Origin of the sequence: Streptomyces sp. ID05-26A, from assembly GCF_033794685.1 — a bacterium.
GTDB lineage: Bacteria > Actinomycetota > Actinomycetes > Mycobacteriales > Pseudonocardiaceae > Lentzea.
Genome location: NZ_JARAYZ010000002.1, coordinates 551,779 through 576,164, shown reverse-complemented (window position 1 = coordinate 576,164; position 24,386 = coordinate 551,779). Strand labels below are relative to the sequence as shown.

Below are 24,386 nucleotides of genomic sequence, written 5' to 3'. Positions count from 1 at the left end.
CGGAGCGGGCCGTCACGACGTCACACCAGCGGGGCGAAGAAGAACGTGTCCCGGCGGGCGAAGTGGCCGTCCTCGGTGAACTCGAAGAAGTCGGAGAACCTGAGGTCCACCTGACGGCCGTCGTGCAGCACTCCGTTGAACGTCCCGTAGACCGCGACCTCCTCCGCGCTCTCGACCACCTTGTCGACGGTGTGGCGGCCCTCGCGGATCACGCGGGCGCCGCCGTAGAAGGCGCTCATCTCCTCGTGGCCCACCATCGGCGCGTAGCCGGGGCGGCGGTAGGTGGCGTCCGGGCTGAACATGTTCACCAGGCCGGTCACGTCGCCCGCGTCGACGAGCTCGTAGTAGCGGTGGACGGAGGTGACGTGGCCGGGGTTCTGCGCGGTCGTGTTCAGGGTGGCGGTCATGAGCGGGGCTCCTCGCTGGAGAGGTGGGCGGACAGGACGGCGCCGATGGACGCCAGGTGGTGCGGGGCGGTCAGGCCGCCGTGGGTGCTGGGCACCTGGTGGACCTCGACGCGGCCGGAGAGGTGCGGCAGCCACGAGGCCGGGGTGGGGTCGTCCGGGGACTTGCCCTGCGTGGCCTCGAAGACGAGTGCGTCGGCGGCCAGGAGGGTGGGCTGGTGGCGGTTGTGGAGGTTGACGTTGGCCGCGAAGACCTCGGGCAGCGCGGCGTCGCTGAAGCCCGCGAGGGGGCCGGCGTGGTCGCGGATCACCGCGTCGAACTCAGCGCGGGAGCGGACGGGCTGGTCGAGCCGGTAGCCGAGGGACTCGAGCAGCGGGGTGAGCAGGTCCGGGTCGTCCGGTGACACCGGCGGGTGCTCCTCGGTCTCGGGGTAACCGTCGAGCAGGGCCAGGAGGCCGACGTCGGACGGGTCGAGCAGCGTGGCCATCTCGTGCGCCACGACCGCGCCGAACGACCAGCCGAGCAGGTGGTACGGACCCTCCGGCTGGACGCTCCGGACCAGGTCCAGGTAGTCGGCGGCCATCTCCGCGAGGGTTTCGGGCATCGCGGACGGGTCGGTCAGGCCGCGGGCCTGCAGCGCGTAGACCGGACGCCGCGGGTCGAGGTGCGGCAGCAGGCCGAAGTACTCCCAGCCGATGCCCGCGCCGGGATGGACGCAGAACACCGGGGCGAGATCCCCGTTCGTGCGCAACGGGATCAGCACGCCCAGCGGATCACCGGCGGCCGACGTGCCGAGCAGGCCCGCGAGAGCGGCCGGGGTCGGCGCGTCGAACAGCAGGCGCAGCTCCGGGCGCACGCCCAGTTCCGTCCGGATGCGGGAGACGAGCTTCGCCGCGAGCAGCGAGTGGCCACCCAGGTCGAAGAATCCGTCGTCCGGCCCGACCTCCCGGCCGAGCACCTCGGCGAACAGCCGGCACAGCGTCGCCTCCAGTGCCGTGGCGGGCGGACGTGCCTGTGCGGACACGACCTCCGGCACCGGCAGGGCACGCCGGTCGAGCTTCTCGTTGGGGGTCAACGGCAGCGCGTCCAGCACGACGAACGCCTCGGGCACCATGTACCGCGGCAGGAACTCGCCGAGCTTGCGCCGCACCGCCGCCGCGTCGATGCCGTCCGGTGCGACGAGGTAGGCGATCAGCCGGTCGTCGCGCACGATCACGGCTGCCTGGCCGACTTCCGGCAGCGCGCACAGCGCCGCCTCGATCTCGCCGGTCTCGATCCGCAGGCCGCGGATCTGCACCTGCTGGTCGGCGCGGCCGTGGAACGCGAGCCGCCCGTCCGGGAGCCACCGAACGAGGTCGCCGGTCCGGTACATCCGGCCGCCGGGTGTGGCGACGAACCGGGTGGCGGTCAGGCCGGGGCTGCCCAGGTAACCCCGGGCCAGGCCGGCGCCGGCGATGTACAGCTCGCCGACCACGCCGGGTGGCACGGGCTGGAGGTGCTCGTCCAGGACGTGAGCGCGGTAGTTGTCGATCGGCGTGCCGATGGACGGCAGGTCGGCGTCCGCGCCCGGAAGAACCAGGCCGCACGTCGAGTTCACCGTGCATTCGGTGGGGCCGTAGGTGTTGTAGAGCTCGAACGGCATGCCGGCGGGTGGGCGGCGGCGCAGCACGTCGCCGCCGGTGTGCATGACGCGCACCGAGGACGCGGCCAGCGCCGGTTCGTCCAGCATCGCCTCCAGCCGCGGGGTGGCCAGGGAGGACACCGTGATGCGGCTGTCCTGGATCCACTCGGCCAGCGCCTCGGTGTCCTCCAGCACCTGTTGCGACGGCAGGTGCAGGGCCGCGCCGGACACGAGCGTCGGCCAGATCTCCGCGACGGCCGCGTCGAAGCCCTGGGCGGACAGGTGGCTGGAGCGGTCGGCCGGGACCAGGCCGAGGGCGGGGACCAGCCAGGCGGTCTGGGCGGCCAGGGCGCGGTATTCTACGACGACGCCCTTGGGGCGGCCGGTGGAGCCCGAGGTGTAGATGACGTACGCGGCGTCGCGTGGGTCGGTGGCCACGGTCGGCGGGGTCGCGGGGTGGTCCAGGAACCTCCCAGGCAGTGCCGGCGGGGCCGCAGGGTGGTGCGGCGACTCCCCGGCCAGTGCCGACGGGGTCGCGGGGTGGTCCCGCAACTCCCCAGCCAGTGCCGGCGGGGTCGCCGTCCCGGCCTGCGGAAGGCTTGCGACTCCCCCGTCCAGCACCACCTTCGCCGCGTCGCTCGACGCCACCAGATGCGCCAGCCCCGGCTGCGTCACCACGACCGGCGCGCTTGCGTCGGCCAGCATGTAGCCCAGGCGTTCCGGCGGGTAGGTCGGGTCGACCGGCAGGTACGCCGCACCGGTCCTGAGCACCGCCAGCAACGCCGTGATGCTGCTGGTGTCCCGGTCCGTGCAGACCCCGACAACGGTGCCGCGGCGCGCGCCCAGTGCGATCAGGTGGTGTGCGAGTCGGTTGGCCCGTTCGTCCAGTTCGCGGTAGGTGAGCGTGCCGTCGTGCGCCACCACCGCCGGTGCGTCCGGGTTGCGGGCGGCGACCTCGGCGATCTGCTCCTGCACGGTCCGGGTCAGGTCGTGGTCGACGAACGTGTCGTTCCACTGGTGCAGCACGCTTTCCCGTTCGGACTCGGTCAGCACGTCGATCCGGCTCAGCGGTGCCGAGGGGTCGGCGACGAGCGTCTCGATCAGGCGGACGAGCCTGGTCAGCAGGTTCTGCGCGGTGGTGCGGTCCCACAGGTCGACGGCGTACTCGAGGCACACCTCCAGGCCGTCGGCGCTCTGGCCGAACCCCAGGGACAGGTCGAGCTTCGCCCCGCCGGTGGTGGTGCGGACGGTCCGCACCTCGAGTCCGGGCAGGTCCAGCGCGTCGTCCTCGACGCCGTCCACCCCGTCCTGCAACGCGAGCGACACCTGGAACAACGGGTGCCGGGAGCTGGAACGCTCCGGGTTGATCCGCTCCACGACGCGGTCGAACGGCACGTCCTGGTGCGTGTACGCGGCCAGGTCGGCCTCGCGGACGCGCTGCAGGACCGTGGTGAAGTCCGGGTCGCCGGACAGGTCGACGCGCAGCGCCAGCGTGTTCACGAACAGGCCGACCAGGTCGTCGAGGTCCTCCGGGCCGCGGCCGGCGACGACGGTGCCGAGCACGATGTCCGTGCCCGCACCCAACTTGGCCAGCAGCGTCGCGACGGCCGCGTGCAGCGCCATGAACACCGTCGCGTTGCCGGCCCGTGCCAACGAGACCAACGCCTGGTGCGTCCGGGCGTCGACCTGTGCGCGGACCTCGTCGCCGACGTTGTCCGACACCACCGGGCGCGGCCGGTCGACGGGCAGGCGCAGTTCGTCCGGGATGCCGTCCAGCGTCTCGGCCCAGAACGCGAGCGAGTCGTCGGACAGTTCCTGGCGCAGGCTGTGGTCGGCGTACTGGATCGGCAGCGGCCGCCAGTCCGGTGCCGTGCCGGCGACACGGGCACGGTAAGCCTCAGCGAGGTCGCGCAGCAGCACGCCGGTCGACCAGCCGTCGGTGGCGATGTGGTGCAGTGCCAGCAACAACACGTGGTCACGCGCGCCGAGCCGCAAGACGTGCGCGCGCAGCGGGATGTCCGCGGCGAGGTCGAACGGGCGCGCCACCAACGCGGCCAGCGTGCCGTCCAGGTCGGTGCAGTCCTCGACCTCGAACACCAGCTCGTCCGCCGGCAGCACGACCTGGTGCCATCCCAAGGCGTCCTCGGGGAACACCGTCCGCAGCGCCTCGTGCCGTTCCACCACGTCGAGCAACGCCGTTCGCAGGGCTGTCAGGTCCAGGTCGCCTTCCAGCCGCAGGGCGTGCGGCGCGGTGTAGGCGTGGTCGGCGACCTCCATCGCCAGCCGCACCCCCAGCTGCGCGGACGACAGCGGCACCCGTTCCGGCCGGTGCTCCGGACGTGGCGCGGTGCGCACCGGTGCCGTGGAGTCCAGGTGACCGTCGAGGCCACGGGGTGTGGGGTCGCGGAACAACACGCGGATGCCCAGCTCGACGCCGAACACCGTGCGGATCGACGCGAGCAACCTGGCCGCGAGCAGCGAATGCCCGCCGAGGTCGAAGAACCCGTCGTCGAGGCCGACCGCCTCCAGTCCGAGCACCTTGGCGAAGAGTCCGCACAGGATCTCCTGCCGGGGTGTGCGGGGCAGGCTGCCGCCGACGGCGTACGACGGCGCGGGCAACGCGCGGCGGTCGAGCTTTCCGTTGGGCGTCAGGGGGAACTCGTCGAGCACGACGAACGCGGCGGGCACCATGTGTTCGGGCAGCCGGTCCACCAGGTAGGCCCTGAGGTGCTGGGCGTCGCCCACGACGTAGGCGACGAGCCGCTTGCCTCCGGGTCCGTCCTCGCGCGCCACCACTGCGGCGGCGGTCACGTCCGGGTGTGCGGTCAGCGCCGACTCGACCTCGGCGGGCTCGACCCGGAACCCGCGGATCTTCACCTGGTCGTCGGCGCGGCCCAGGTAGGTCAGCGTGCCGTCGGCGCGGCGCCGCACCAGGTCTCCGGTCCGGTACAGCCGTGCGCCCGCGGTGAACGGCGAGGCGACGAACCGTTCGGCGGTCAGGCCCGGCCGGCCGAGGTAGCCGTGCGCCAGCCCCTCCCCGCCGACGTACAGCTCCCCCGTCGCGCCGGTCGGCACGGGCGACAGCCGGTGGTCGAGCACGATCGCGCTCTTGCCCGCCAGGGGAGAACCGATCGGCACCACCGTGCCGTCCCAGTCCGGCGGCACGGTGAACGAGGTGGTGAACCCCATGCTCTCGACCGGTCCGTAGCCGTTGACCACGCCGATGCCCGGCACGGCGGCCAGCACCGCGCGCACGTGCCCGGCGGAGGCGGCCTCACCGCCGGTCAACGCCCAGCGCAGACCGGTGAAGATCTCCGAGTAGGTGTCCCAGAGGTGGTTGAAGAGGCTGGCCGAGGCGTCCAGCACCGTCACGCCGTGTTGCACCACGAGCCGTGCGATGACCGCGGGCTCCGGTCGCTGTCCTGGGTACAGCACCGACGTGCCGCCCGCCAGCAACGGGCCGAACAACTGGGTCGCGAAGGCGTCCCACGACACCGACGCGCACTGCAGCCACACCTCGCCGGGGCCGAACCCCGCGTACCGCTGACCGACGAGCGTGCCGGTCAGCGCGCGGTGCGGTGCGCCGGCGGCCTTCGCGGCACCCGTGGAGCCCGAGGTGAACATGACGCACGCCAGGTCGTCCGGGCCGATTTCCGGTGCGGTGAAGGGCATCGGCCGGACGTAGTCGAGCGCGATCACGGGCACGTCGACGTCGAACGGGCGATCGGTCAGCACGAGCCGGACGGGCAGGGACGCGACCATCGACGCCAGCCGCGCGGCCGGGAAGTCGACGTCGAGCATCAGGTAGGCCGCGCCCGCCTTCAGCACCGCGAGCAACGCGGTCGCCATGTCCACGCCGCGTCCGATGTGGACACCCACGACGTCACCGCGCCGAACCCCTTGCGACACCAGGAAACCGGCGAGGGCATCGGCATCGGTGTTCAGTCGTGCGTAGGTGATCTCGGTGTCACCGCCCACGAGAGCGACGGCCTGCGGGGTTCTGGCCGTCTGCCGGGCGAAGAGTTCGTGCACCGTGGCGGCGGGCACAGGGGTCTCCGTGGTGGCCGGCAGCGCGGCGCGTTCCTCGGCGGACAGCACGTCCAGGTCCCACAACGGCCGATCCGGGTCGGCCGCGGCCTGGTCCAGCAGCCGGACCAGCCGTGCCAGCAGCATCTCGGCGGTCGCCTCGTCGAAGAGACCGGTGAGGTACTCCAGCGAGCACGTCACCCCGTCGCGCCCCTCCCGCAGCGACAGCGTGAGGTCGAACTTCGCCGCGCCCTGCCCGAGCGGCTCGACGGTCGCGGTGAGACCGGGCAGTGTGAGACCGGGCAGCGTGAGACCGCCGTCGGAGTCGCTGTCGGCGAGCACCATGACCTGGAACAGCGGGTGCCTGCCCGCCGCCCGGACCGGGTTGAGTTCCTCGACCAGTCGCTCGAACGGCAGGTCCTGGTGCCCGTAGGCGTCGAGCGACTCCTCGCGCACCCTGGCCAACAGCCCGCGGAACGACGGATCGCCGGACACGTCCACCCGCAACACCAGCGTGTTGACGAAGAACCCGACGAGGTCCTCCAGCGCCTCCTCGCCGCGGCCGGTCACGACCGTGCCGATCGGGACGTCCTCACCGCAGCCGCTGCGCGCCAGCAACGCGGCGAAAGCGGCCTGCGCCACCATGAACAGCGTCGCGCCGGACTCCTCCGCCAGCGTGGCCAGCCCGCGTGCCGTACCGGTGTCGAGCAGTGTGGCCACGGCCGACCCCTCGGTGCCGGTGTCGCCGTCACGCGGACGGTCGACCGGCAGCGGGATCTCCTCGGGCAGACCGGTCAGTCGCGTCCGCCAGTGCGCCAACTGCGCGCTGATCAGACTGCCTGGATCATCGGACGAGCCGAGCAGGTCCTGTTGCCACAGCGTGTAGTCCGCGTACTGGACGGGCAACGGCTCCCAGTCCGGCCCCTCCCCCGCCAGCCGCGCCGTGTAGGCGGTGGTGAGGTCGCGCAGCAACGGTCCGAGCGACCAGCCGTCGCTGACGATGTGGTGCATCACCAGCAGCAGCACGTGGTCCTCAGGGCCCTGCTCGAGCAGGTGCGCCCGGAACGGCGGGTCGGCGGCGAGGTCGAACGCCTCCCGTGCCGCGCGGCCCAGCACGACCGCGGGGTCGCCCGGTTCGAGCACGGCCAGCACGACCTTGGCGTCGTCCAGGATCTCTTGGTACGGCTGGCCGTCACGGCTCGGGAACGTGGTGCGCAGCGCTTCGTGCCGTGCGACGACATCGGTGAGGGCGAGTTCGAGCGCCTCGGTGTCGAGGACGCCGCGCAGCCGGACGGCGAGCGGGATGTTGTAGGCGGCGCCGGTTCCCTCGTGCCGATCGAGGAACCACAGCCGCTGCTGGGCGAACGACAGGGGGATCACAACGTCTCCTTGGACCTCGGACGGGCCCGCAGCACGGGCCGTGGGGCGGGGCGGGCGGTCACCGGCAGGTGACCCGCCAGGCCCGCGACCGTCGGGTTCTCGAACACGGTTCGCACGCCCAGTTCCGCGCCGAACACCGACCGCACGCGGCTGACCAGGCGCATCACCAGGATCGAATGGCCGCCGAGCGCGAAGAAGTCGTCGTCGACGGTCACCTCGGCCACGTTCAGCAGGTCGGCGAACAGGCCGCAGAGCAGCTCCTCGTGCGGGGTCCGCGGCGCACGACCGGCGGCGCGCCGGGCGTCGGGGACGGGCAGTGCGGCGCGGTCGAGCTTGCCGTTGGGCGTGCGCGGCACCGACTCCAGCGCGACGACCGCGGCCGGCACGAGGTAGTCGGGCAGGTGCTTCGCGGCGAACTCCCGCACACCTTCAGCGGTGCCGACGACGTACGCGACGAGCCTCTTGTCGCCAGGGCTGTCCTCGCGCACGACGACCTCGACCTGCCGCACGCCCGGATGGCGGGCGAGCACCGCGCGCACCTCACCGGGCTCCACCCGGAAGCCGCGGATCTTGACCTGGTCGTCGGCACGGCCGAGGAAGTGCACGACGCCCTCGCGGTCCTGGCGCACCAGGTCGCCGGTGCGGTACATGCGCCCGCCGAACGGGTTGGCGACGAACCGTTGTGCCGTCGCGGAAGGCTGGCCGAGGTACCCGTGCGCGAGGCCGTCGCCGGCCATGTACAGCTCACCCGGGGTGCCCGGTGGCACCGGCCGCAGCCGGCGGTCGAGCACGTACACCTGCTTGCCCGCCAGCGGACGCCCGACCGGGATGCTCACCCGGTCCAGGTCTCGCGACTCGACCGCGTGGCAGAGCGTGAAGATGGTGTTCTCCAGCGGCGAGTAGCCGTTCACGATCCTCAGGAACGGGTGCCGGTCGAGGAGCGTGCGCAGGTGCGGGATCGAGGCGGGTTCGCCGCCGGTCATGACCTCGCGGACGCCGTCGAACACCTCGGGCATCTCGTCGACGAGGAAGTTGAGGAGGCTGGCCGACACGTGCAGCGTGGTGACGCCGTGCCGTGCGGCCAGCCGCGCGATCTGCGCCGGCTCCGGGGTCTGACCGGGTTGCAGCACGCAGGTCGCGCCGGACAGGAGCGGACCGAAGAGTTCCAGGGCGAACGCGTCCCACGAGACCGGCGAGCACTGCAGCCAGACCGCGTCCGGGGTGAACCCGGCGTAGTCCTGGCCGGTCAGCGTCGTGACCAGCGCCCGGTGTGACACGACGACGCCCTTGGGACGGCCCGTGGAGCCGGAGGTGAACATGACGCACGCCGGGCTGTCCGCGCTGATCACGCGGGTGAAGTCGTCCGCCGGGTGGTGGCCGCCCTCGACGTCCTCCAGCACGAACACCGGTCCGGCCTGGCCGAGCAGGGCCTGCCGGCGCTCGGCCGGGTGGTCCGGGTCGAGCAGGACGTACGCCGCGCCCGCCTTCAGCACCGCCAGGATGGCGACGACCAGGTCGACACCGCGCGGCAGGCACACCGCGACCGTGTCCCCGACCTCGGCACCCTGCGCCACCAGGCGCCGGGCGAGCCGGTTCGCGCGAGCGTGCAGCTCGGCGTAGGTGACGGCCTCGCGGTCGTCGATCAACGCCACGGCGTCCGGCCGTCCGGTCATGAGTTCCGGCAGCGTGGTGTCCCGGTGCGGGCTGACGTCGGACGCGTTCCACTCCCCCGTGACGGTGCGCAGTTCGTCCGCGCTCATGAGGTCCACTGTGGACAGCGGCGCACCGGGGTTCTCGGCGACCGCGGCCAGCAGCCGGGCCAGCCGGGTCACGACCGCCTCGGCCGTCGCGCGGTCGTAGAGCTCGGTGGCGTACTCCAACTCCCCGCTCAGTCCGGCCGGTGAGCCGTCGTCGCCGAACGACTCCCGCAGGCCGAGGGTCAGGTCGAACTTGGCCGCGCCGGTCGACGCGGGCAGCGTCTCGACCTCCAGGCCCGGCAGGGTCAGCTCGCCCTCGGTGTTGTTCTGCAGCACGACCATCACCTGGAACAACGGGTGCCTGGCCGTGGTGCGGACCGGGTTCAGCGCCTCCACGAGCCGTTCGAACGGCAGGTCCTGGTGGTCGTAGGCGGCGAGGTCCGCGTTCCGGACCCGGCCGAGGAGCTCGGCGAACGTCGGGTCGCCGGACAGGTCGGTCCGCAGCACGAGCGTGTTGACGAAGAACCCGACCAGGTCGTCCAGCGCCTCGTCGGCCCGTCCCGCGACCGGCGTGCCGAGCGGGACGTCCGTGCCCGCGCCCAGCCGGGACAGCAGGGCGGCGAAAGCGGCGCGCAGCACCATGAACGGCGTGGCACCGGCGGCCCGTGCCAGAGCGGTGAGGCCCTGGTGGACGTCCGCGCCGATGGTGAACGGCACGACGTCACCCTGATGAGCGGGCCGGGCGGGACGGGGACGATCGGTCGGCAGCGTCGCCTCCTCCGGCAGGCCGGCGAGGGCCTGCCGCCAGTGCGCGAGCTGGTCGTCGTCCGCGAACTTCTGCCGCCACAGCGTGTAGTCCGCGTACTGGACCGGCAGTGGCGTCCACTGTGGAGCGTTACCGCCGGCGCGGGCCGTGTAAGCGGTGGCGAGGTCGGTCAGCAGAGGTCGCATCGACCAGCCGTCGGCCGCGATGTGGTGCACCACGACCAGCAGCACGTGTTCACGTTCCGCGACGCTGATCAGCCGTACCCGCAGCGGGCTTCTGGTGAGGTCGAACGGCCTGCGCGCCTCCTCCTCGACGGTGCTGTGCGACTCGGCGAAGTCGACCAGCGCCGGCAGGACCACCTGGCAGACCACGCCGTCGCGCTGGCGGAACACCGTCCTCAGCGCCTCGTGCCGCTGCACGACGTCCTCGAGCGCCGCGCGCAGCGCCGGCACGTCGACGTCACCGGTCAGCCGCAGAGCGATCGGGACGTGGTAGGCGGCGCCGGGCTGCTGGACCTGTTCGACCGTCCACAACCGTTGCTGCGCTGAGGAAAGCGGCAGCACTTCCGGCCGTTCGACCGGCACGATCCGATCCCTGGCACGGCGTCCGGTGTCGAGGCGTGCTTCCAGCGCGGCCACGGTCGGCGCGTCGAACACCTCACGCAGCCCGATCTCGGTGTCGAACGTGGCACGGATCCGCGCCACCAGCCGGGCGGCGAGCAGCGAGTGCCCACCCAGTGCGAAGAAGTCGTCGTGCGGACCGACCTTCTGCGCCCCCAGCAGGTCCGCGAAGATCCCGCACAGCACTTCCTGACGGGCTGTGCGCGGCACGCTCACCCCGGCCATGACGACCGGAGCGGGCAGTGCCCTGCGGTCGACCTTGCCGTTGTGGGTCAACGGAAGCGCGTCCAGCACCACGATCACGGCGGGCACCATGAACGCCGGGAGCAGCGCGCTGACGTGCTCTCGGGCCTCCTCGGACGTGATCGGACCCACGACGTAGCCGACGAGACGTTTGCCGACGACCGGGTCGTCGTGCACGACCACGACGGCGTGGGAGATGCGGTCGTGACGGGTCAGCGCCGCCTCGATCTCGCCCGGCTCGACCCGGAAACCCCGGATCTTGACCTGGTGGTCCGCGCGGCCGAGGAACTCGATCACCCCGTCCGCGCGCCACCGGCCCAGGTCACCGGTCCGGTAGAGGCGGCCGCCGGCGCAGGCGACGAACCGTTCCGCCGTCGCGCCCGGCCGGTGGAGGTATCCCAGGGCGAGGCCGTCACCGCCGACGTAGATCTCCCCCGCGACGCCGGGTGGCACCGGGTTGAGGTCACCGTCGAGCAGGTGCACGGTCGTGTGGGCGATCGGCGACCCGATCGGCACCGGCCCGTCGACCTCGGTGATCCGGTGGGTGGTCGCGAAGACCATGCTCTCCACCGGCCCGTAACCGTTGACCAGCCGGACGTCCGGGTACTCGCGCAGCACGCGGGCGACGTGGGCGCCGGACGCGGCGTCGCCGCCGGTGACCACCTCGTCGACCTGGCCGAACACCTCGGGATGCGTGTCGACGAGCGCGGCGAACAGGCCCGCCGAGAGCCACAACCTGGTGACACCGTGCCGTTCCACCTGCTCGGCGACCAGCGCCGGGTCGGGCACCTGTCCGGGTGCGAGCACGCAGGTGGTGCCGTGCAGCAAGGGTTGCCACAGCTCCAGCGCCGCCGCGTCCCAGGCCACGGGTGCCGCCTGCAGCCAGACGCCGCCGGCACTGGCGAACCGCTGGCCGAAGAACATCCGCACGGCCGCGCGGTGCGTCGTCACGACTCCCTTCGGCACTCCCGACGATCCGGACGTGAACATCACGCACGCCACGTCGTCACCGCTGACCGGGAATCCGGGCAGGGTCGGGGACTCCCCCGCGACGTCGTCCACCCGCACGACGTCCAGGTGCCCGGGCAGCAGGCCGGCGACGGCCGGGTGGCTGACCACCAGTTCCAGCCCGGCTTCGTCGACCACGCGCCCGATCGGGTGCGTCGGGTCGAGCGGCACGTACGCCGCTCCGGTCTTGAGCACGCCCAGCAGCGCCACGACGAACGCCGGTGACCGCTCGACCAGCACACCGACCAGGTCGCCGCGGCCGACACCGTGTTCGAGGACCTTGTGCGCCACCTGGTTCGCCCAGGCGTCGACCTCGGCGAACGTCAGCCGTTCGTCACCGAAGACCAGCGCCACCGTCTCCGGACGGGTCTGTGCCTGCTCCTCGAACAGGTCGACCAGCGACCGGTCACGCGGATAGTCGGCGGACGTGTCGTTCCAGCCCGCGAGTCGAGCGTGTTCGGCGCCGGACAGCACGTCCACCCGTGACACGCGGGCCTCCGGGTCGATCGCGGCGGCGACGCGTTCGAAGCGGGCGATCAGCGACTGCGCCGTCGCGGGGTCGAACAGGTCCGCCGCGTACTCGAGCGTGCCGGTGATCCCGGCCGGGCCGCGCTCGTCCACGGTCTCGTTCAGCATCAGCGCGAGGTCGAACTTGGCCGTGGTGACCTCGATGGCGACCGGCTCGCCGCCCAGTCCGGCACCGGGCGCCGCGGGCTGCACCGTGACGAACACCTGGAACAGGGGGTGCCGTGCGGGCGAGCGGACCGGGTTGAGCTCCTCCACGACCTGGTCGAACGGCAGGTCCTGGTGCGCGTAGGCGGCCAGGTCGGTCTCCCGGACCCGGCCGACGAGCTCGCGGAACGTCGGGTCGCCCGCCAGGTCGGTGCGCAGCACCAGCGTGTTGACGAAGAACCCGACCAGGTCGTCCAGCGCCTCGTCGGTGCGACCGGCGACCGCCGTGCCCAGAGGGACGTCCGTGCCCGCGCCGAGCCTCGACAGCATCAGCGCCAGAGCGGCCTGCACGACCATGAACAGCGTCGCGTCGCACTCCCGTGCGATCGCCAGCAGCCTGCGGTGCGCCTCGGCGTCGAGCGACACGGCCAGTTGCTCACCGCGGTGGCTCGGGGTCTCCGGGCGCGGCCGATCGGTGGGCAGCGTGATCTCCTCCGGCAGGCCGGCCAATGCCGTCCGCCAGTGTTCGACCTGGGCGCTCGTGTCGAGTCCTTGTTGCCACAGCGCGTAGTCCGCGTACTGGACCTCCACCGGCGGCAGGTCCGGCTCGGTGCCGTTGCTGCGCGCGTCGTAGGCGGTGCCGAGGTCGCGCAGCAGCGGTCCCCAGGACCAGCCGTCGGTGACGATGTGGTGCATCACGACCAGCAGGACGTTGTCCTCTTCGGACAGTCGGAGGAGGGTGGCCCTGAACGGGAGGTCCGCCGCGAGGTCGAACGGTCGCGCCGACTCGGTGGCCAGCACCGCGTCCAGTTCGGTCGCGTCGCACTCGACGACGTCCAGCGCGACTTCGGCTCGGGGCAGGACGACCTGCTCGGGCACGCCGTCCCGGTCCGGGAACACCGTGCGCAGCACCTCGTGCCGGGCCACGACGTCACCGAGTGCCGCGTGCAGCGCTTCGGTGTCGAGTGGTCCGCGCAGCCGTTGGGCCATCGGCACGTGGTAGGTCGTTCCGGGGCCCTGCATGCGGTTGAGGAACCAGAGCCGGCGTTGGGCCGCGGACAGCGGGAGGCGGTCGGGGCGTTCCGCGGCGCGCACGGAAGGCCGGGCTTCGGCGAGCGAGTCGACGCGGGCGTCCAGGCCGCGCACGGTCGGTGTGCGGAAGACCTCGCGCATCGCCAGTTCCACGCCCAGCACCGCGCGCACCCTGCTGACCAGCCTGGCGGCCAGCAGCGAATGCCCGCCCAGGGCGAAGAAGTCGTCGTCCGGGGACACCTCCGGCAGGTCCAGCAGGCCGGCGAAGATGCCGCACAGGATCTGCTGGCGCGGTGTCCTGGCCGTCTCCCCGGCCGACGTGATCTCGGGGACGGGCAGGGCGGCGCGGTCGAGCTTGCCGTTGGCGGTACGGGGCAGTTCGCCGAGCACCACGATCGCCGACGGCACGAGGTGGTCGGGCAGCCTGGTCGTGGCGAACCCGCGCAGGGCGGCCGGATCGGCCGTGCCGACGACGTAGGCGACCAGCCGTGGCCCGTCGAGCACCACGACCTCCGCCTGCCGGACGTCCGGGTGCGCGGTCAGCACGGCCGCCACCTCGCCGGGCTCGACCCGGAACCCGCGGATCTTGACCTGGTCGTCCGCGCGGCCCAGGAACTCGACGGTGCCCTCGGCGTCCTGGCGCACCAGGTCGCCGGTCCGGTACATCCGCCCGCCGAACGCGCAGGCGACGAACCGTTCGGCGGTGACGGCGGGCTGGCCGAGGTAGCCGTGCGCCAGGCCGGTGCCGGCCATGTAGAGCTCGCCGGGAGTGCCGGGCGGAACCAGCTGGAGGTGCTCGTCCAGCACGTAGACCTGCTTGCCCGCGAGCGGACGGCCGACCGGGATGCTGCGGCGTTGCGAGTCCTCGGGCCGGATGCGGTGGGTGAGGGTGAAGATCGTGTTCTCGAGCGGCGAGTAGCCGTTGACCAGCCGCACGCCGGGGTGACGTTCCAGCAGCGTCCGCACGTGGGCCTTCGACGCGGCCTCGCCGCCGGTCATGACCTGCCGGACGCCGTTCAGCGCGGCCGGGTACTCGTCCAGGACGAAGTTGAGCAGGCTCGCGGAGAGGTGCACGGTCGTGATGCCGTGGGCGGCGATCAGCTCGACGATCCGCGCGGGCTCGGGTGACTGGCCGGGTTGCAGCACGCAGGCCGCGCCGGAGAGCAGCGCGCCGAACAGTTCGAGCGCGAACGCGTCCCACGAGACCGGTGCGCACTGCAGCCACACCTCGTCCGGTCCGAACTCGGCGTAGTCCTGGCCGGTCAGGGTGGCGACGACCGCGCGGTGCGAGGTCAGCACGCCCTTGGGCCTGCCGGTCGACCCCGACGTGAACATGACGCACATCGCGTCGTCGGGGCTCACCGGGCGGTGGAACGGTTCCGTGCTCAGTTCGGGGAGGACGCTGATGTCGGTCAGTCGTCCGTGGAGGACTGACTGGCCGTTGACCACTGTTGTGGCGGCATCGGCCTGTTCCACCAGTGCGGCGAGTCGTTCGGCCGGGTGATCGGGGTCCAGCAACACGTAGGCCGCGCCGAGTTTGAGCACCGCGAGCACGGCCGCGACCAGTTCCGGGCCCCTGGGCAGGCAGATCGCGACGAGGGCTCCGCGGGGTGCGTCGATGTGGCGTGCGAGCCGGTTCGCCTGGGCGTCCAGCTCGGCGTAGGTGGTGCGGCCGTTCTCGTGGATCAACGCGGTCGCGTCCGGCGTCCTGCGTGCGTGGACCGCGAAGATCTCGTGCAGGCAGTCACCGGCCTCGACTTCGCCCGTGTTCCACTCCACGGCGATCGTGTGCCGTTCCGCCGGCGTCAGAAGGTCCACTTCGGACACTCGCGCGTCCGGGTTCTCCGCCACGGCGGTGAGGAACCGCACGTACCGGTCGAGGAGGGCGGTTGCCGTGCGGTCGGTGAACAGGTCGGTCGCGTACTCCAGGTGGCAGGTCAGCCCGTCACCGGTGTCGTGCAGGGTGAGCGTGAGGTCGAACTTGGCCGTGTGGCGGTCGACGTCGAAGAGTTCCGCTTCGCAGCCGGGGAACGCGGCGCCGGCCTGGGCGTTGTTCTGGAGCACGACCATCACCTGGAACAACGGGTGCCTGGCCAGGGAGCGGGTGGGGTTCAGTTCCTCGACGACGCGGTCGAAGGGCACGTCGGCGTTCGCGTAGCCGGCCAGGCCGGTCTCCCGCACCCGGTCGAGGAGCTCGCGGAACGTCGGGTCGCCCGAGACGTCGTTGCGCAGCACCACCGTGTTGACGAAGAGTCCGACGAGGTCGTCCAGCGCCTCGTCACCCCGTCCGGCGACCGGCACGCCCACCGGGACGTCCGTGCCCGCGCCGAGCCGGGACAGCAGCGCGGCGAACGCGGCCTGCACGACCATCGCCTGTGTCGCCTGGCCGGAGCGTGCGAGCCCGGCGACGTCGGCGTCGACGTGGGCGCTCACCAGGCCGCCCTCGTGGCTGGGTGCGGCGGGCCGCAGGTGGTCGCCGGCCGGACTCGCCTCGTCGGGCAGGTCTTTCAGCGCCGTGCGCCAGTGGCCGAGTTGTTCGGTGAAGTCCTGGTCGTGCTGCCACAGCACGTGGTCGGTGTACTCGACGGGCAGCGCTTTCCACCGTGGTTCAACACCTTCACCACGTGCGGCGTACGCCGTGGACAGGTCACGCAGCAGTGGCGCGACCGACCAGCCGTCGGCGGCGATGTGGTGCAGGACCAGCAACAGCACGTACTGGTCGGGCGCTTCCTCAGCGAGGTAGGCCCTCAACGGCGGTTCGGTGCGCACGTCGAACGGCCGGGTGGCGGCCTCTTCGAGCTCGTGGGGGTCCAACGGGATCAGGTCGACGTCCGCCGGTAGCGCGACCTGGTACGGCTCGCCCTCGTGCGCCGGGAAGATCGTCCGCAACGGCTCGTGGCGCTGGGTGAGGTCGACGAGCGCGACGCGCAGGGCGTCCCGGTCGAGTGATCCGTTGAGACGCAACGCGATCGGCACGTTGTAGGCGGCGCTCGGGCCGTGCACGTCCTCGAGCAGCCACAACCTGCGCTGCGCGTGGGACAACGGCATCCGTTCCGGGCGTGGCCTGCGCTCCACGGCGTGCCGCGCATGGCCGAGCGAGTCGAGCAACGCGTCCAGTGCCGCCGGCGTCGGCCGGTCGAACACGTCGCGCAAGGCCATCTCGACGCCGAACGCGGTGCGCGCCCTGGCGACCAGCCGTGCCGCGAGCAGCGAATGCCCGCCCAACGCGAAGAAGTCGTCGTCCAGCGACACCTGCCCGGCTCCGAGGAGGTCCGCGAAGATCCCGCAGAGCACCTCCTGCCTCGCCGTCCGCGGTGCCCGTCCCCTCGTCCGGGCCCGCTCGGGCTCGGGCAGCGCGCGGCGGTCGAGCTTTCCGTTGGGGGTCAACGGGAACGCGTCGAGCACCACCACGGCGGCCGGCACCATGTAGTCGGGCAGCCGTTCCGCGAGGTACTCCCGCAGCCCGCCGGTGGTGCCGACGACGTAGGCGACCAGCCGCTTGCCGGTGCTCCCGTCGGCCCGCACCTCGACCGCCGCGCGTTCGACGCCCGGATGGCTCAGCAGCACGGCCTCGACCTCACCGGGCTCGACCCGGTAGCCGCGGATCTTGACCTGGTCGTCCGCGCGGCCCAGGAACTCGACGGTCCCGTCCGGCCGCCAGCGCCCCAGGTCGCCCGTGCGGTACATCCGCTCGTACGCCCGCGCCACGAACCTCTCGGCCGTGGTGCCGGGCCGGTTCAGGTAACCGTGCGCGAGCCCGTCACCCGCGAGGTAGATCTCCGCCGCGACCCCCGGCGGCACCGGGTTGAGGTCGCCGTCGAGCAGGTGCACGGTGGTGTTGGCGATCGGCCCGCCGACCGGCACCGGCCCGTCGACCTCGGTGATCTGGTGCGTGGTGGCGAACACCATGCTCTCCACCGGCCCGTAGCCGTGCACGAGCCGTACTCCGGGGAACTCCCGCACGACCCTGGCGAGGTGCGCGACCGAGGGGCTCTCACCGCCGGTCATGACCTCACGGACGGTGTCGAAGACCTCAGGATGGGTGTCCAGCACGGCCGCGAACAGCCCAGCGGACATCCACAGCGTCGTGACGTCGTGGCGTGCCACGAGCCGTGCGATCACCGCGGGGTCGGGCACCTGGCCGGGGGCGAGCACGCAGGTGCCGCCGTGCAGCAGGGGTGGCCAGAGTTCCAGGGTCAGGCCGTCCCAGGAGACCGGGGCGGACTGCAGCCACACGCCGTCGAAGCGCGCGTAGGACTGGCCGAAGAAGGTGCGGACCGTGGCGCGGTGCGAGGACATCGCGCCCTTCGGGACTCCGGACGAGCCCGAGGTGAACAGCACGCACGCGACGTCGTCCGCGGTGATCGCCACGGTGGGACGGGTGGTGGGCTCGTCGCCCGGTCCCGCCGGCACGGGGAGGAGCGATGTGCTGGGAGCGCTATCCGGTCCCGCAGGCGCCGCCACCCTGGCCACGCGCCCCGGGTCATCGGTCACCACCAACCGAAGCCGCGCCTGCCCGGCCACCGAGGCGATCCGGTCGTCCGGATGCCCGGGGTCGAGCGGCACGTACGCCGCCCCCGCCTTCAGCACCCCGAGGATCGCGGCCACGAAGTCCGGCGACCGCCGCACCAGCACACCCACGAGATCCCCGCGCGACACCCCACGGGTGATCAGCCGGTGCGCGACCTGGTTCGCCAGCGCGTCCAACTCACCGGCCGACACCTCCACGCCGTCGAACACGAGCGCCACCGATGACGGATCAGCGTCCACCCGCTCCTCGAACAACTCCACGAGCGTCCGGTCACGCGGGTAGGCGACGTCGGTGGCGTTCCACTCCGCCAGCGCAACCAGTTCCTCGGCGAGCAGCACGTCTACCTGCGACAACGGCACGTCCGGCTGTTCCGACCACGTGGCCAGCAACGCGGTGAACCGGCGCGCCAGCAGCGCTGCGGACGGTTCGTCCCACAGGTCCAGCGCGTAGGTGAGCCAGCCGCGCACGCCGTCCGCGGTCTCGGCGAGGTCGACGGTGAGGTCGAACTTGGCCGGGTGCAGTTCGACCGAGCCGGTCTCGACGGTCAGGCCGGCGAACTCCGGCGTGTCCTCCGGGGCGTTCTGGAGCACGAGCATCGTCTGGAACAGCGGGTGCCGCGACCGCGACCGCTCCGGGTTGAGCTCCTCCACCAGCCGTTCGAACGGCAGGTCCTGGTGGGCGAAGGCGGCGAGGTCGGTCGAGCGGACTCTCCCGATCAGTTCGCGCAAGGCCGGGTCGCCGGTGAGGTCGGTGCGCAGCACCAGGGTGTTGACGAAGAACCCGACCAGGTCGTCCAGCGCCTCGTCGGTGCGACCGGCCACCGCCGTGCCCAGCGGGACGTCGGTGCCCGCGCCCAGCCGGGAGAGCAGCGCCGTCAGACCGGCCTGCAGCACCATGAACAGGGTCGAGCCGGTGTCCGCGGCCAGCGCCGAGAGCCTGCTGTGCACCGCGGTGTCTAGTGAGACCTCCACCGCCGCACCGCGATGGGTCGCTGCGGCCGGGCGGGGGTGGTCGGTGGGCAGGACGATCTGCTCGGGCAGGCCGGTGAGGGTGTCGCGCCAGAACGTCAGCTGGCCCGCCATCTCGCTGTCCGGATCGTCGGCCGAGCCCAGCACTTCCTGTTGCCACGCCGTGTAGTCGGTGTACTGGACGGGCAGCGGCTCCCAGTCCGGTGCCGCGCCGCCCAGTCGTGCGGCGTAGGCGGCGGAGAGATCACGGGTGAGCGGGCCCCACGACCAGCCGTCCGTGGCGATGTGGTGCATCACGAAGAGCAGCACGTGGTCCTGTTCGGACACTTCGAAAAGCGTGGCGCGCCAAGGGTGTTCGGCCGCGAGGTCGAAGTCGTGAGCCGATGCTGCGGTCATCGCGTCCCGCACGTCCGCACCCGAAACTCTTTCCAGCGCCGGAACGGTGTCGAGCACCAGCTGGTGCGGTTCGCCGTCGACCTCCGGGAACACCGTGCGCAGCGTTTCGTGCCGGCCGGCCACGTCGGTCAGCGCGGACTCCAGTGCGGTGACGTCGAGCGGGCCGCGGAACCGGAGCGTGAAGGTGGCGTTGTACAGAGCGCCGGACGGGTCGAGGCGGTGCAGCAGCCACAGCCGACGCTGGGCGAAGGACAGGGGGCTCACAACGTCTCCTTTTGCCGGGCCCGCGCCCGCAGAGCGGGTCTGGCCTTCTTCGCGAGTACGAGTCGATCGGCCAGATCGGCCACGGTCGGTCCGTCGAACACGGTGGCGACGGACAGTTCGGCGTGCAGTTCCCGGCGGATCCGGCCGAGCAGCCGCATCACCAGCAGCGAGTGGCCGCCCAGCCGGAAGAAGTCGTCGTCGATGGACACCGACGGCACACCGAGGACTTCGGCGAACAACGAGCACAGCGCGCGTTCGTTCGCGGTGCGCGGGGCGCGGCCTTCCACGACCACCGCGTCGGGTGCCGGGAGCGCCCGCCGGTCGAGCTTGCCGGTGTCGGTGCGGGGCAGGGCGTCCAGCACCACGAACGCCGACGGCACCAGGTGCTCGGGCAGTCGCGCACGGGCGTGGTCCCGCAACCCTTGCGCGCCACCGACGACGTAGGCGACGAGCCGTTTGTCGCCCGGCCTGTCCTCCCGCACCACGACCTCCACCTGCCGCACGTCCGGGTGGCCGGCCAGCACCGCGCGCACCTCGCCCGGCTCGACGCGGAAGCCGCGGATCTTGACCTGGTCGTCGGCGCGGCCCAGGAACTCGACCGTCCCGTCCGCGTCCTGACGCGCGAGGTCACCCGTGCGGTACATCCGTCCGCCGAACGGACTGGCCACGAACCGTTCGGAGGTGGCGGCGGGCTGCCCCAGGTAGCCGTGCGCCAGTCCGTCGCCCGCCATGTACAGCTCACCGGGCGTGCCCGGCGGCACCGGTCGCAGCCACCGGTCCAGCACGTGGACCTGTTTGCCCGCCAGCACCTGCCCGACGGGGACGCTGCGCTGCTCGGTGTCTTCGACGGCGATGTGGTGGCAGAGCGTGAAGATCGTGTTCTCGACCGGCGAGTAGCCGTTGACCAGGAGGAGGTCCGGGTGGCGTCGCAACGCCGTCCGCACGTGCGCAGGTGACGCCGCCTCGCCGCCGGTCATCAGCTGTCGCACGCCCGTGAACGCGTCCGGGTGCTCGTCCAGCATGTAGTTGAGCAGGCTCGCGGACACGTGCACGGTCGTGATGCTGTGCTTGGCGACGAGCTCCGCGATCCGTTCGGGCTCCGGCGACTGGCCGGGTTGCAGGACGCACGTCGCGCCGGACAGCAACGCGCCGAACAGTTCCAGCGCGAACGCGTCCCACGACACCGGCGAACACTGCAGCCACACCTCGTCCGCACCGAACGACACGTAGTCCTGGCCAGTCAGCGTGCCGGCCAACGCGCCGTGCGGGGTCAGCACGCCCTTGGGGCGGCCGGTGGAGCCGGACGTGAACATGACGCACGCCGAGTCAGCCGGTGTGACCGGGACGCCGGGAGGGGTGTCCGCGGCGCCGTCGGGCACGGTCGTGACGACGGTGCGGACGCCGGCCAGCGCGGTCACCGCTTCCAGCCGGGCGGCGGGGAAGGCGACGTCGAGGACCGTGTACGCGGCACCGGCCTTGAGCACCGCGAGGATCGCCACGACGAGCGGGATGCCGCGTTCCAGCCGCACGCCGACCACATCGCCCCGGCGGACGCCCTCGGCGACCAACCGGTGCGCCAGGTGGTTCGCTCGCCGGTCGAGCTCACGGTAGTCCACTGTGGACGTGTCGCAGATCAGCGCGGTCGCGTGCGGGGTGGCCGCGGCGATGCGTTCGACCAGTCCGTGCAGGGTGTCGGCCGCTCGCTTCGCCTCGGCCCTGACCACCGCGCCTTCACCGGGCAGCTGCAGATCCACCTCCGCGACCGGCGTGTCCGGTGCCTGGGCGACCGCCTCCAGGAAGCGGACCAACCGGGCGGCCAGCGCGCGAGCCGTCGAGGCGTCGAACAGGTCGGTGGCGTACTTGAGCGTGAACCGCAGCCCGTCGCCCTCGGTGAAGTCGAACACCAGGTCCGCCTTCGCCGCCGGCGTCTCCATCGGCACGTCCACGCAGGACAGTCCGGGGAACTCCGGTGCCGTGGCGGGTGGCTGGAGCACGAGCAGCGTCTGGACCAGCGGGTGCAGGCCCTGCGAACGGGCCGGTTGCAGCTCCTCCACCAGCCGGTCGAACGGCAGTTCGCGGTGGAGGTGCGCGGCGCCGTCCTGTTCCCGCACCCTGGCCAGCAGTTCCCGGAACGTGGGCTGCCCGGACACGTCGGTGCGCAGCACGACGGTGTTGACGAAGCACCCGACGAGGTCGGTCAGCGACTCGTCCTCGCGGCCGGCGACGATCCCGCCGATCGGCACGTCCTCCCCCGCGCCGAGCCGCGAGTACAGCCCGGCCAGCGCGGCGCGGAGCACCATGAACAGCGTCGCCCTCGACTCACGGGCCAGCGCGACCAGCGCACCGTGCGCGCCCACCTCCAGGTCGACCGCGCCCGCTTCCCGAGTTCCAGCGGACCGGACGGACCGGTCGGTGGGCAGGGCGATCTCCTCGGGCATGCCCGCGAGCTCGGTCGTCCAGTACGCCAGCGACTCGCCGTCCGACACCAGCAGGTCGCGGTGCCAGCTCGTGAAGTCCAGGTACCGCACCGGCAACGGAGCCCAGTCCGGCGCACGACCGTCGAGCCGCGCCGTGTAGGCCCGCGCCAGGTCGCGCCACAGCGGCGTGATCGACCAGCCGTCGACCGCGATGTGGTGCACGACCAGGACCAGCAGGTCCTCTCGCAGAGACGCCCTGATCGGGATCTCCGTCTCGAGGTCGAACGGGCGCGCGATGTCGTCCACCGTGGTCAGATCCAGAGTCGGCGCGTCGAGGACCCGTTGGTACGGCTCGTCCTCGAACACCGGGAAGATCGTGCGCAACGGCTCGTGCCGCGCGACGACGTCAGCGAGTGCCTCGGTGAGCGCCGGAACGTCCAACGGCCCACGCAGGCGAAGGGCGAACGGCACGTTGTAGGCGGGCCCGCGTTCCGACTGCTGCACGAACCACATCCGCCGCTGCGCCGAGGACAGCGCCGGACGGGCGGGGTGCTCGACCGGAACCGGCCCGGACCGCGCGGCACCGGCCCCCGCCATCACCTCGGCCAGCAACGCGGGCGTAGAGGACTCGAACACTGCGGGCGCCGGGACCTCGATCCCCGCTACCACCCGCAGCCTGCCGACCAGTCGTGCCGCCGCGAGCGAATGTCCGCCCAGCGCGAAGAAGTCGTCGTCCACCCCGATCGGCGAGATCCCCAGCACCTCGGCGAACAACGCGCAGACCGTCTCCTCCGCCGTCGAGCGAGGCGGCCCGCCAGCCGGGACCCGCTCGCGAACAGGCACCGGCAGGGCACGCCGGTCGAGCTTTCCGTTGGGCGTCAACGGCAACGCGTCGAGGAACACGACGTCCGACGGCACCATGTAGCCGGGGAGGATCGACGCGCAGTGCTCGCGGACCTCGCCCTCGGTCGGCACCGGTCCGTCCGCCACCGCGTACGCCACCAGCGACTTCTCCCCCGCCGGGGTCATCAGCACGGTCACCGCCGCCTGCCCGACCCGCGGGTGCGCCGCGACCACGCCCGCCACCTCGGCGGGTTCGATCCGGAAGCCGCGGATCTTCACCTGGTCGTCGGTCCGCCCGGCGAAGTCGATGTCCCCGTCCGGCCGCTCCCGCCCCAGGTCACCGGTGCGGTACAGGCGATCGCCCGGCGCCCCGAACGGATCGGCGACGAACCGCACCGAGGTCTCCCCCGGCCGTCCGAGATAACCGCGGGCGAGCTGGACACCCGTCAGGTACAGCTCCCCGACCTCACCCGCCGGCACCGGCCGCAACTCCGCGTCCAGCACCCGGATACCCGCACCGGGAGTGGCCTGCCCGATCGGCATGAGACCGCTGCCGTCGACCGCCCGGCACGGCAGGCACGTCACGCCGACGGAGACCTCGGTCGGGCCGTACTCGTTGTACAGCAACACGTCCAGGCTCTCGCGGAACCGGTCCGCGACCGCGATCGGCAGGCCCTCACCCTCGGAGGCCACCAGCCGCAACGGGCCGTCGGCGCCGTGCCGCAGGTACTCGTCCAGGAACAGCGGGATCATCGACGCGACGAACCGGATCATCGTGATCCGCTCGGCGCGCACGGTCCTGGCCAGGTACGCGGGATCCCGATGGCCGCCGGGGCGGGCCATGACGAGCGTCGCCCCGGCGGCCAGGGTCAGGAAGACCTCGATGACGGACGGGTCGAAGCCCGACGGCGTCTTCTGCAGCACCCGGTCGCCCGGTGCCAGGCGGTAGTGCGCCTGGACGTCCGCCATCCGCCGGAGGATGCCGCGGTGGGTGATCACCACGCCTTTGGGCTTGTCGGTGGTGCCGGAGGTGAACATGACGTACGCGGACTGGTCGGGCAGTGGCGGGGTGAGCGGCCGGCAGGCGGCACCGTCCGCGACGCCGGACGCGAGCGCGGCAGCACCGCCCGCCGACCCGCCGGCCCGCGACCACTCCGCCACCTCACCCGGTCCCAGCGTGAGCGCCGGCCGCGCCACCTCCACCATGTGCGCGGTCCGCTCCGCCGGGTAGTCCGGGTCCAGCGGCAGGTACGCCGCCCCCGCCCGGACGATCGCCAGCAACGCGACGACCAGCTCGGCCGAGCGCGGCACCGCGACCGCCACCACGTCCTCCGGGCCGACGCCCCTGTCCCCGAGCGCGGAGGCCAGGCGGGAGGCGCGGTCGGAGAGTTCGGCATAGGTCAGGACCACGCCGTCGCACTCGACGGCGGGTGCGTCCGGTGCCGAGCGCACGGCTCGGTCGACCGCGGACGGCAGGTTCTTCAGATCGGCGAGCAC

The 24,386-nt window shown here is 72.4% G+C and carries 4 protein-coding genes; all 4 read right to left on the bottom strand.

Annotated elements, in window-relative coordinates; genetic code table 11:
• Window positions 1-20: 20 nt before the first annotated feature.
• Genes PV646_RS18295 through PV646_RS18280 form a run of 4 tightly spaced genes read right to left on the bottom strand, consistent with a single transcriptional unit; the run spans window position 21 to window position 24,386 of the window.
• Window positions 21-407 carry a nuclear transport factor 2 family protein gene (locus PV646_RS18295; RefSeq protein WP_500343363.1) on the bottom strand — a complete coding sequence of 129 codons (387 nt, stop codon included), beginning with the start codon at window positions 405-407 and terminating at the stop codon, window positions 21-23.
• Window positions 404-7,432, bottom strand: coding sequence for an amino acid adenylation domain-containing protein (locus PV646_RS18290; protein ID WP_500343362.1), 7,029 nt, complete (start codon window positions 7,430-7,432; stop codon window positions 404-406). The genes PV646_RS18295 and PV646_RS18290 overlap by 4 nt, the downstream gene beginning before the upstream one ends.
• Complete coding sequence (locus PV646_RS18285; RefSeq protein WP_500343361.1) at window positions 7,429-19,629, bottom strand: non-ribosomal peptide synthetase; 12,201 nt, start codon at window positions 19,627-19,629, stop codon at window positions 7,429-7,431. The genes PV646_RS18290 and PV646_RS18285 overlap by 4 nt, the downstream gene beginning before the upstream one ends.
• Window positions 19,626-24,386 (bottom strand): amino acid adenylation domain-containing protein, encoded by a 4,761-nt coding sequence (locus tag PV646_RS18280; RefSeq protein WP_500343360.1) that lies wholly within the window; start codon window positions 24,384-24,386, stop codon window positions 19,626-19,628. Before PV646_RS18280 ends, PV646_RS18285 begins: the two co-directional genes overlap by 4 nt.

Excerpts from the sequence above, each read along its gene's own strand:
- PV646_RS18295 (WP_500343363.1), bottom strand. The coding sequence starts at position 407 with ATGACCGCCACCCTGAACACGACCGCGCAGAACCCCGGCCACGTCACC.